Here is a 9324-nt window from a genome sequence, read left to right as displayed (position 1 = left end):
TGTCTTAACCGCTTGACCAACGGGCCAGTTTGTCAAGTTTGTTGTTTCCGTGAAGCTGACAAAAGTTATTATATACAGGTTGTCCCCCTTTTGTAAAGGGGATTTTTATTTTTTTTATTTTCTAACTATTTACCCCCTATTCATTCAACATTTCCACTGAAATATAATTTCAATATTCAAATATAATATTGAAATTTCATATCAAACTCAATATACTGAAAATGAAGAAATAAGGAGGAATGTCACATGCATCCATCTCAATTGCGTTCTTTGACAACAGAATCAAGAAACCCAAACACAATGGGAATTTCACAAGCAGATCCGCTTGAAATGCTCCAAATGATCAATGAAGAAGATATGAAGGTCGCTCAAGCAGTCAACCTTGTACTTCCACATGTCAAAACAGCAAGTGACTTTGCCTATGAATCCATCTCAAATGGAGGCAGACTCGTTTATTTAGGCGCCGGAACAAGCGGCAGAATTGGCGTAATGGATGCTGTCGAATGTCCCCCAACCTATAGCGTCTCACCTGATGTGATTGTAGGTATTATGGCCGGCGGAGACGCTGCTTTTTCTCAAGCTGCCGAAGATGTGGAAGACAGTGAAGAAGCAGGCAAACAGGATTTAGTTCACATTCACCTGACATCAAAAGATACAGTCGTCGGTATTGCTGCCAGCGGCAGGACACCCTATATCATCGGCGCTTTAAATTATGCAAAATCAATTGGAGCAAAAACAGTAGCCCTCAGCTGCAATGAACATGCAGAAATCAGCGCCCTGGCAGACTGCGCCATTGAAGTCATTGTAGGACCAGAAGCCATCACTGGGTCAACACGAATGAAAGCCGCATCCGCTCATAAAATGATTTTAAATATGCTTTCCACGTCTGTCATGATCAGACAAGGCAAAGTATATGAAAACCTGATGGTTGATGTAAAAGTCAGCAATCATAAATTAAAAGAACGCGCTATCACCATCATTCAACATGTCACAAATGCTTCCTACGAACAAGCCGAAAAGACTCTTGAAGCGGCAGACTTAGAAGTCAAAACCGCCATCGTCATGCTCCAAACAAACACAGACAAAAAAACAGCCAAGAACTTACTCAACAAAACGAATGGCCATATCGACCAAGCCATATCACGCCATCAATACTAAAGGAGGCAGAACTCATGTCAGCAGGCGGACTTACCCTACTACACACAATCAAATCAAAGCTTCCCCAATCTGAAAAAATCATTGCAGACTATATCCTTGCCCATCCTGAAAAAGTCATTAAAAGCACAGTACACGAAATCAGTCAGGCAGCCGGCGCAAGCAGCTCTGCCGTCATCCGTCTTTGTAAATCTCTCGGGCTGGATGGCTATCACGATTTAAAAATGCGAATCGCTGGAGACTTAATGCATGATGATAAACAAGGTTACAGAGATATCGAACAAGATGAACCGCTTCAATCCATTATTCAAAAAACAGCAGGAAACTCGATTCAATCGATTAAGGACACCGCTTCTATATTAAATGCTGATGCATTAGAAAAAGCTGTTCAATTACTGCTGCATGCAAACCAAATTCATTTTATCGGTGTTGGTGCATCTGGCATCGTCGCAGCTGATGCCCAGCAGAAATTTCTCAGAATTAACTATGCAGCGACAGCCTTCACTGACATGCATCTCGCATCCACCGTCATCGCAAATGCAGGAAAAAATGACATTGTGTTTGGTATATCCTTTTCAGGCGAAACGCTAGACATCATTCAAGCCCTTCAGCTCGCGAAAGATAATCAAGTGAAAACCATTGCTTTAACGCATCCAGGCCATACAAGCGTTTCTGCTTTATGTGACGTTCATCTATCGACGTCCGGTTCCAATGAAGCACCTTTTCGCAGTGCTGCCACTTCCTCTAGAATGGCACAGCTCTACTTAATTGATGTCTTGTTCCTCAGTTTAGCTTCCCGTCAATATGAAGAGACAGCGCAATATATCGACAAGACAAGACATGCCATCCGCTCCATGAAACGAAAATCAAAGGGGGATTCAACATGAGTCATCAAAAGAAATATCAGCAGTTGGCGAAAGACATCCTTTCACTCTGTGGTGGTTCTGAAAATATCTCTTCCCACACACATTGTATGACACGTCTCCGAATTACACCGATTGACAATGAAAAAGTGCACATCACAGCAATCAAAGAGCTCGATGGCGTCATTGGCGTCGTCGAAGCAGAAACGCTTCAAATCATTTTAGGCACTGGTGTTGTCAATCAGGTATCAAATGCATTTGAACAGCTGCTAAATGCCTCTGGCTCCTATGATTTAAACAATGAAGCGCAAAAAAACAAGCAAGCCATTTCTCAAAAGAACCGCACACCGTTCAAACTGTTCTTACGACGGATTGCCAGCATTTTCATTCCCATTATTCCGGCACTGGTTGCCTCAGGGCTTATTACAGGAATTACAAAAGCAATCGTGCAAGCGGGCTGGCTTGATGGAAAATCTCAAGCGGCAATTATTTTAACGGTTATTGGTTCAGGCCTGTTCGCTTATCTTGGTATATTAGTCGGAACAAATGCCGCAAAGGAATTTGGAGGCTCTCCTGCATTAGGCGCATTAGCTGGTATCCTCATTATTAACCCAGCCTCCGCAGACATTATGTTATTTGGCACAAATATTTTGCCAGGCAGAGGCGGACTCATCGGTGTTCTTCTAGCCGCCATCTTTATGGCACTTGTGGAAACACGAATTAGACGCTTCGTCCCGCAATCACTTGATATCATCGTCACACCAACCATCACACTACTCATTACAGGCATTTTCACGTACGTTGTCTTCATGCCAGTCGGCGGCTTTATATCTGATGCCATCACCTCAGGACTGACTTATCTATTAAATATTGGCGGAATATTCGCTGGATTTGTTCTTGGTGCGACCTTCCTTCCTCTTGTTGTAACAGGACTTCACCAAGGGCTGACACCGATCCATATGGAACTCATCAATTCAATTGGAGATGACCCGCTCCTGCCGATTCTCGCTATGGGCGGCGCAGGACAGGTAGGCGCTGCATTCGCCATTTATATGAAAACAAAAAAGAAAAAACTCAAAAGAGCCATTGCAGGTGGACTTCCTTCAGGGATGCTAGGCATTGGTGAACCACTCATTTTCGGTGTCACACTCCCGCTTGGACGACCATTTCTCACCGCTTGTCTTGGCGCAGGAATCGGCGGTGCATTCCAAGCCTACTTCCAAATTGCGACGAAGGCGATTGGTGTATCAGGTCTCCCGTTAACCTTTATCGTTCACACACATCAAATGCTTCTTTACTTAATTGGACTATTTATCGCGTATGCCGCTGGATTTTTCTTCACATACTTATTTGGATTTCATGATGACATGGCTGTTGAATTCGAGGATCACAATCAATAAGGAGGTCTAGACCTTGAAGAAATGTTTTCTTTTGATAACATGTCTGTTCATGCTCCTTGGATTACCAGTACAAACATTTGCAACTAGCTCCCATCCTGTACCGTCTTTGTCTAAAACAGCACCTGAAGAATATCCCGTCTTAAAAAAAGCAAAACGACCGGAACAAGTAGGTTTTTCTTCCAGGCAGCTTAGGAAGGTTGATCAAATGATACAAGACGATATCAAAGCAGGATTTCCAGGAGCCGCGCTCATTATTATCAAGGACGGAAAGATCGTCCACCAAAAAGCCTATGGCTACCGGCAAAAATACGAAGGCACAACAGAACTCAGATCATATAAGAAAATGAAAAAGGATACACTGTTTGATTTGGCATCCAATACAAAAATGTATGCGACCAACTATGCTCTGCAAAAGCTTGTTTACGAGCAAAAACTGGATGTGAACGAAAAAATACAGGCCATCCTGCCAGATTTTCAGGATGAACCAGATGCAAAGGTAACTGGCAAAGACCAGCTTCGTGTAAAGGATCTTCTCACCCATTCTGCTGGTCTCCCTTCCAGTGTCTTATTTTATAGCAAAGAATCGGCTGGCTCTTTTTTCTCCCAAGACAGAAAAACAACAATGAAATGGCTGCCAAAGGTGCCGCTGCAATATACACCAGGAACACAGCACATTTATAGCGACATTGATTACATGCTACTTGGCATGATCATCGAGAAAAAAACAGGCATGCCTCTTGACCAGTATGTAGAATCGACCATCTATCGGCCGCTAGGTCTCAAACATACAATGTTCAATCCGCTGCAAAAAGGATTCAAACCAAAGCATTTTGCAGCGACCGAACGTTTAGGCAATTCGCGGGATGGTGTCATCGATTTTGAAAACATCCGCCGGTACACGCTGCTGGGTGAAGTGCACGACGAGAAAGCATATTACTCAATGGCTGGTGTCTCAGGTCATGCTGGACTTTTCTCGAACACTTCAGATATGGCCGTACTGCTCCAATTGATGCTTAACAAAGGAGGCTATGGAAAAACAACCATCTTTGATCAAGCTTCTATCGATCTCTTTACAGCCTCCTCTGATACAAACCCAACCTACGGGCTAGGCTGGCGAAAAAACGGCCATACTGACATGGAATGGATGTTTGGAAAATATGCAAGCAACGAAGCCTATGGACATACTGGCTGGACCGGCACCATGACATTGATTGATCCAAAATACAATTTAGGTATCGTCTTGCTGACGAATAAGAAACATTCACCCGTTGTTTCACCAGAAACCAATCCTAATCAATTTGAAGGTGACCTGTTCCCAACTGGTACTTATGGAAGCATCATGACCGCAATCTACGAATCTTTTAAGTAAAAGGAGGAATTCGATGCTGAAATCTCTCTTCCCCGCTGCATTGGTTTTTGCCCTGCTAACCTCTTCCATTCCAACGGAAAAGGTTAGCTCTGCCTCTCTGCCAACCGCCAGACAAATGGCACAGGACATGTCACTGGATGAAAAAATAGGCCAAATGCTCATGCCAGACTTTCGCAATTGGCAAACAAAAGATGAATCCGCGCCTACAGGCTTAACAAAGATGAATAAAGAAGTATCTCACCTTGTAAAAAAATATCATCTAGGCGGTGTCATCTTATTTGCCGAGAATGTCGTTGATACGAAACAAACCGTCAAACTTACCCACGAATTTCAAAAAGCTTCACCAGATATTCCTTTACTCATATCCATTGATCAGGAAGGCGGAATCGTCACAAGATTACAAAAGGGAACACATTTCCCAGGAAATATGTCGATTGGTGCCTCTAGAAGCAAGAAAAATGCGTATGATACAGGAAAAATCATCGGAAAAGAATTAAATGCCTTAGGGATCAATACAAACTTCTCTCCTGTTCTCGATGTAAATAATAACCCTAACAACCCCGTCATTGGTGTCCGTTCCTTTAGCTCTGATCCCGCTCTTGTCACTAGACTGGGTCTTCAAACCATGAAAGGACTTCAAAAAGAAAAGACCATTTCCACACTAAAGCATTTCCCAGGGCATGGTGATACAGCCGTTGATAGTCACTACGGTTTGCCGCTCGTAGAACATGACCTAGATCGTTTAAAACGGGTTGAGCTGTATCCTTTTCAACAAGCGATCAACGCTGGTGCAGATATGGTCATGACCGCTCATGTTCAGTTTCCTGCCATCGATGACACAACGTATGAAAGCAAAAAAGATGGCGAGGACATCATGGTTCCAGCAACCCTATCAAAAAAAGTCATTACACATTTATTAAAAGAAGAGATGGGCTTTCAAGGCGTTGTTGTGACAGACGCTCTAAATATGAAAGCGATTGCAGATAATTTCGGACAGGAAGAAGCCGTAGTGATGGCCATTAAGGCAGGCGTTGACATCGCCCTCATGCCAGCACCAGTTACCTCACTAAAAACAGAAAAAAACCTAGAGAATGTGTTCAATGCTGTAAAACAAGCGATTTTAAAGAAAGAGATTCAGATGTCACAGATCAATGAATCTGTCGAGAAAATCATTCAATTAAAAATCAAACGAGGCATTATTTCTTCGAAAAAACCAATCAGTCTTGAGAAGAAAATCAATAAAGCTACTCAAGTCGTTGGGAAAAAGTCGCACCGTAAAGCCGAACAAAAAATGGCGCGCGAAGGGATTACTCTGCTTAAAAACAACAATAAGACCTTACCTTTCAAGCCTAAAAAGAATGACAAAATCATGATCATGGCTCCTTATGAAGACCAAACGAAAGCAATGTCTGTCACGATTGAGTCTCTCATTAAACAAAAAAAAATCAAGCCTGTACGTATCCAGTCATATGCTTTTGCAGATAAAACATTCTCCAAAGAAACAGCAAAGCTGATTCAAGAAGCTGACTATGTCATTACTGGCTCTTACGTTGTCCAGAATGACCCAGCTGTGAATGATGGCGTAATTGATGACAATGTCCAGGACCCGAAAAAATGGGCAACCGCCTTCCCTCGTGCAGTCATGAAAGAAGCAGCAGCACAAAACAAAAAAATGGTCATCATGAGTCTTCGAAACCCTTATGATGCGGCAAATTTTGAAGAAGCCGATGCCCTACTGGCTGTTTACGGTTTTAAGGGCTACTCAAACGGACAATTCAACCAGCCAAATATTCCTGCTGGACTAGAAGTGATATTTGGCGCGGCATCTCCGAAGGGCAAATTGCCTGTTGATATCCCATCTGTCACACATCCAAATCAAACCCTTTATCCATTTGGCTATGGACTCAACTTAAAAGGGAAACAGATCAAATAGGAGGGATTCTCTTGAAGAAAACAGCAAGCTTGATACTCGCAAGCATTCTCATGATTAGCACATTAACCGCCGCCTCTTTCGAAGATCAAGAACGAACAGACACAAAAAGAAAAAAAGCAGCAGTCAAAACAGGGATCGAAACACTACTCTCAAGCAATCTTTCATGGCTAAAAGGAAAAAAGGTTGGTCTCATTACCAACCCGACTGGCATTGATACAAATATGAAAAGTAGTGTCGATCTCCTATTTGAACATCCAAATATCAAGCTCACGGCTTTATATGGACCTGAACACGGCGTACGCGGCGATGCACAAGCAGGAGAAGGCGTCGAATCATATACCGATGAGAAAACAGGTCTTCCTGTTTACTCACTCTATGGAAAAACAAGAAAACCAACTCCTGACATGCTCAAAAATGTAGATGTTTTGCTGTTTGATATCCAAGACGTCGGTGCTCGTTATTACACCTATATTTACACGATGGCCTACGCCATGGAAGCCGCAAAAGAAAACAACATTCCCTTTGTTGTCCTAGACCGCCCAAATCCCATTGGTGGACTAAATGTAGAAGGACCTGTATTAGAGCCTGAACACGCCTCATTTGTAGGGCTCTATCCAATACCCTTAAGGCATGGAATGACCACTGGTGAGCTCGCAAACTTCTTTAACAAAGAGTTTCATATCAATGCTGATGTCACAGTCATCAAAATGAAAAATTGGAAACGGTCCATGACGTTCGATGACACGAAGCTGCCGTTCGTTCTTCCTTCCCCTAATATGCCGACAGTAGATAGTACCTTTGTATATCCCGCCACAGGATTAATTGAAGGTACAAATGTCTCTGAAGGCAGAGGAACCACAAAACCGTTCGAGCTCATTGGTGCTCCATATATCAATAGCAGCGAACTAGCAGATCATTTAAATCAGCTAAAACTGAAAGGAGTTCAATTTAGACCCGTTTCATTCACCCCCACTTTTTCTAAACATGCCGGTACGCTATCTCACGGTGTGCAGTTATACGTCACAGACCGCTCTTCCTTCGAAGCGGTAAAAACGGGATTATCCATTATCAAAGCAATACATGATTTATACCCCAATGACTTTCAGTTCCTTCAAACAGGCAGCTTTGATAAACTCATCGGGAATGGCTGGATCAAAGAAGAAATCAATCAAGGGACTTCTGTCAAAACCATCATGAAACGCTATCATCACGACCTCAAAACTTTTGAAAAAAAACGGAAGAAATATCTGATCTATTAAATCGCAAAAAACCTCCATCTCTCAAAGGATGGAGGTTTTTTCATGATAAAGAATTAGTCACAGCAGGTGCTTTCAGCTCAAAACGATTGAGTAAGAAGCCAAACAAAGCAGCAAGCACTTGCTGAAACAGCATGCCAATCACCACAGGGACAGCGACAGCAGGCGGGAAAAAGCTAGTGGCAAGCACAGCCCCCGCACTAATGTTTCTCATACCGCCCGTATACACGATGGCCACAATCTCTCCTTGAGTGCATTTCATCGCCTTTCCAATCAACCACGCAAATGCATATCCGCTCATCGCAATGACAAACACAGTTGCTGCTTTGCTAAAAAATGCAGCATTCAGTTCACGCAAGTATGGCGCAACAACAGAACTGTTAATCGACACTACTACAAACAAGCCTATTTTTGAAAAAGGCGACAGTGTCTGACTGATCATTTTCGTCATCGATGGCTTTGCATACTGACGAACGAGCATTCCTAAAATAGATGGAAGCACAATCATCCCAAACAGCCCTTTCATGATGGCCACTATGTCCATATGAACCTGTGTACCGGCCAAAACTGACAAACTGGCTGGCACAATCAATGGCGAAAGCAATGTATCAATTAAAATGATAGATAACGTTAACCCAACATTCCCTTTATACATTGCGGCCCATATTAAACTAGAGACACCTGTTGGAATCACCATTGCAAGCGTCAAACCGGTGATCGTCATGGCATCACCCGCAAATATCAAATGCCCCGCTGACCATGCATAAAGGGGCATCAGCACGTGCAAAATCATAAACGATAAAATCAAAGGCAATGGGTGCATCACCGTATGTTTTAAAGCTGAAAAAGTAGAAGACAAGCTCCCCGCAAAGGTCATAACAGCAAATACCCATGGCACCAAAAACGTAAAATCCTTTAAATAGGCCGCCAATAAAACACCAAGTAACACACTAAAAGGCGTAATAAGTGGCATCATCCGGCCGAGCACTTGGTTCAGACGCACAAGCATGCCGGCCACCTCCATCCTTCACTTTCTTACCTTTTCTATTGTAACAGACAGAAAGGCCTTTTTAAGAACCATTCACTTGTTTCACAAGCTTTCGACTTGATGTATCCATTCCAACTACGTCCACCTGGACGCCAATTGCTTGATACCTCTCCTTTATACGTCCCCCGCAAAATAAAAAAAGACATAAAAAAAAGCCTTCTCATCATCGAGAAACCTTGTCATATCAACATATAGAGGAAAGCTTCCAAGCGGGCTCGAACCGCTGACCTCTTCCTTACCATGGAAGTGCTCTACCTACTGAGCTATGGAAGCATGGCTCCGCAGGTAGGACTCGAACCT

7 protein-coding genes and 1 tRNA gene are annotated in these 9324 nt (G+C 43.0%); 6 read left to right on the top strand and 2 right to left on the bottom strand.

Features of this window, described 5'->3' with window-relative positions:
- The first annotated feature begins 246 nt into the window (after window positions 1-246).
- Genes murQ through AKG37_RS09155 form a run of 6 tightly spaced genes read left to right on the top strand, consistent with a single transcriptional unit; the run spans window position 247 to window position 7979 of the window.
- Window positions 247-1158 (top strand): N-acetylmuramic acid 6-phosphate etherase, encoded by a 912-nt coding sequence (gene murQ, locus AKG37_RS09180; protein ID WP_060698541.1) that lies wholly within the window; start codon window positions 247-249, stop codon window positions 1156-1158.
- A gap of 14 nt (window positions 1159-1172) precedes the next feature.
- Window positions 1173-2042, top strand: a complete 870-nt coding sequence (locus tag AKG37_RS09175) for a MurR/RpiR family transcriptional regulator (protein WP_060698540.1) — start codon at window positions 1173-1175, stop codon at window positions 2040-2042.
- Window positions 2039-3418, top strand: coding sequence for a PTS transporter subunit EIIC (locus AKG37_RS09170; protein ID WP_060698539.1), 1380 nt, complete (start codon window positions 2039-2041; stop codon window positions 3416-3418). Before AKG37_RS09175 ends, AKG37_RS09170 begins: the two co-directional genes overlap by 4 nt.
- Window positions 3419-3431: 13 nt before the next feature.
- Window positions 3432-4787: a penicillin binding protein PBP4B gene (pbp4b, locus tag AKG37_RS09165; protein ID WP_060698538.1), complete on the top strand. Its 1356-nt coding sequence runs from the start codon at window positions 3432-3434 to the stop codon at window positions 4785-4787.
- Between the two features lie 13 nt (window positions 4788-4800).
- Complete coding sequence (locus AKG37_RS09160; protein ID WP_060698537.1) at window positions 4801-6720, top strand: glycoside hydrolase family 3 protein; 1920 nt, start codon at window positions 4801-4803, stop codon at window positions 6718-6720.
- An 11-nt stretch (window positions 6721-6731) separates the two neighbouring features.
- Window positions 6732-7979, top strand: a complete 1248-nt coding sequence (locus AKG37_RS09155; RefSeq protein ID WP_060698536.1) for an exo-beta-N-acetylmuramidase NamZ family protein — start codon at window positions 6732-6734, stop codon at window positions 7977-7979.
- Between the two features lie 40 nt (window positions 7980-8019).
- On the opposite strand, the gene AKG37_RS09150 is transcribed toward AKG37_RS09155, so the two are convergent.
- Both AKG37_RS09150 and AKG37_RS09145 read right to left on the bottom strand, forming a co-directional pair.
- Entirely contained in the window at window positions 8020-8985 is a 966-nt protein-coding gene (locus tag AKG37_RS09150) for a bile acid:sodium symporter family protein (RefSeq protein WP_060698535.1), read from the bottom strand.
- Between the two features lie 239 nt (window positions 8986-9224).
- Window positions 9225-9297 (bottom strand) — tRNA-Thr (locus tag AKG37_RS09145).
- Window positions 9298-9324: the final 27 nt, after the last annotated feature.

Source organism: Bacillus australimaris (assembly GCF_001307105.1).
GTDB lineage: Bacteria > Bacillota > Bacilli > Bacillales > Bacillaceae > Bacillus > Bacillus australimaris.
This window is presented reverse-complemented; position numbering and strand designations above follow the sequence as displayed.

Excerpts from the sequence above, each read along its gene's own strand:
- murQ (WP_060698541.1), top strand. The coding sequence starts at position 247 with ATGCATCCATCTCAATTGCGTTCTTTGACAACAGAATCAAGAAACCCA.
- AKG37_RS09175 (WP_060698540.1), top strand. The coding sequence starts at position 1,173 with ATGTCAGCAGGCGGACTTACCCTACTACACACAATCAAATCAAAGCTT.
- AKG37_RS09170 (WP_060698539.1), top strand. The coding sequence starts at position 2,039 with ATGAGTCATCAAAAGAAATATCAGCAGTTGGCGAAAGACATCCTTTCA.
- AKG37_RS09160 (WP_060698537.1), top strand. The coding sequence starts at position 4,801 with ATGCTGAAATCTCTCTTCCCCGCTGCATTGGTTTTTGCCCTGCTAACC.
- AKG37_RS09150 (WP_060698535.1), bottom strand. The coding sequence starts at position 8,985 with ATGCTTGTGCGTCTGAACCAAGTGCTCGGCCGGATGATGCCACTTATT.